Source organism: Psittacicella gerlachiana, from assembly GCF_003585965.1.
Taxonomy (GTDB): domain Bacteria; phylum Pseudomonadota; class Gammaproteobacteria; order Enterobacterales; family Psittacicellaceae; genus Psittacicella; species Psittacicella gerlachiana.
Map to the genome: position 1 here is coordinate 1 of NZ_NRJF01000294.1, position 1,631 is coordinate 1,631.

At 29.3% G+C, this 1,631-nt stretch carries 1 protein-coding gene; it reads left to right on the forward strand.

Going from position 1 to position 1,631, the window contains the following annotated elements; all coding sequences use genetic code 11:
* Window positions 1-182 precede the first annotated feature (182 nt).
* A complete protein-coding gene (gene tig, locus CKF59_RS07775) occupies window positions 183-1,511 on the forward strand; it encodes a trigger factor (protein ID WP_222985725.1) in 1,329 nt (442 codons plus the stop codon).
* Window positions 1,512-1,631 lie beyond the last annotated feature (120 nt).

Genomic DNA, 1,631 nt, shown 5'->3' on the forward strand with positions numbered 1-1,631 from the left:
GCAAAAATTGTATATAGTTATATGGGAAATACTATTTAAATTATATAAATATAATTTTGCTAAATATTATTTCATAAAAGAGTTTATTTATACAATTTTGATTATATAACTTATAGAAGAGTTTTATGGTGTTAGACTACAAGTCTAATAAATTATTTAAATAAAAATAGAGAATATTTTCGATGAGTTTTGAATTATTATCTAAAGATGGTTTAGTGAGAGAAGTAAAATTTACTTTTGAATCTCCTGAATTCCAAAAAGAATATACTAAAGAGCTAAAACGTTTAGCGTCAGCACCATCTTTTAAATTACAAGGTTTCCGTCCAGGTAAAGTTCCTTTAAATATTGCAGAACCGTATTTAACTCGTGAAGCAAGTAGTAGAGCATTACAAGCTTTAGAGCTAAAAAGATTAGGTGAATACTTAAACCAAACTAAAGAAGTTAATTTAATTGTTATTAGTCGTAATGCAAATTGGGTTGATAATAAATTAGAGTTAACTGTTAAGTTTGAAGTTGCTCCTGAAGTTCCAGTGAAGAACTTAAGTGAAGTTGAAGTTAACTATCCTGTAGTTGATGAAGATAAAGCTGTTGAAGAAATGATTCTTGCTTTACGTACTCAACGTTCAACTTATGAAGTTGCTGATAAAGCAGCTGAAGTTGATGACTTAGTTGAGTTTAGTGCTGAAACTACAGATGAAAACGGTTTAGAGTTTAAACCATTCTCTGGTGATTTAAGTTTAGTGGTAGGTTCTTACCAATTCCCTTCAGAGTTTTCTGGTGAATTCGTTGGTCGTAAAGCTGGTGATGAATTCGAAGCTAAATTAAACTTTGTAGAAGATAAAGAATATACTGTAAAAGTTAAAGTAAAAGAAGTAAAAGCTCGTCACCTAGGTGAAGTTGATGAAGCATTTATTAAAGAGTTCTTAAATCGTGATAATGTAACTTTAGATGATTTAAAAGCTGAAATTAAAAAGAATCTTGATCGTGAAATCAAATCTAACACTTTAAAATATTTCTTAGGTCAAGTTAATGAAAAATTAGCTGAGTTATATGCTGATTTACCTATCCCTGAGCACGTAGTAGAATATTACGTATATCGTAGATTTGAAGCATTTGTAATTAATACTTTACCTAAAGCGAAAAAACTTTCTCAAGATGAAATTGTTAAATTAACTAATGAAGAAATTGAGAAAGATAAAGAAGCTAAAGAAGTTATTACATCTGAAGAAAGAGAGAATTTACGCATTGAATTAGTTCAAGGTAGATACATCCAAGAACACGGTATTTCAGTGACTCAAGAAGACTTAGATAAATATATTGATCAAGTTTCAATTATGTTTGAGCAACCTGAACAATACCGTCGTGAAGCTTATAAAAATGAACAATTCTTACAAGCTGCACGTAATGAAATCGTTGCACAAAAAATCGCAGAGTTATTTAAAACTCTTGTTAAAGTTGTTGAAGTTCCAACAAGCTATACTGATTTAGTGCGTCGTAATAACGGACAATAGTTTTACAACTATGTTAAAAGGTCTGCATTGCAGACCTTTTAATCTTGTTAAGAATCTAATAATTTTTATATTAAGATTAAGGGAATTTGCTTGAAGTTTTCTTAATCTTAATATAAAGAG

Excerpts from the sequence above, each read along its gene's own strand:
- tig (WP_222985725.1), top strand. The coding sequence starts at position 183 with ATGAGTTTTGAATTATTATCTAAAGATGGTTTAGTGAGAGAAGTAAAA.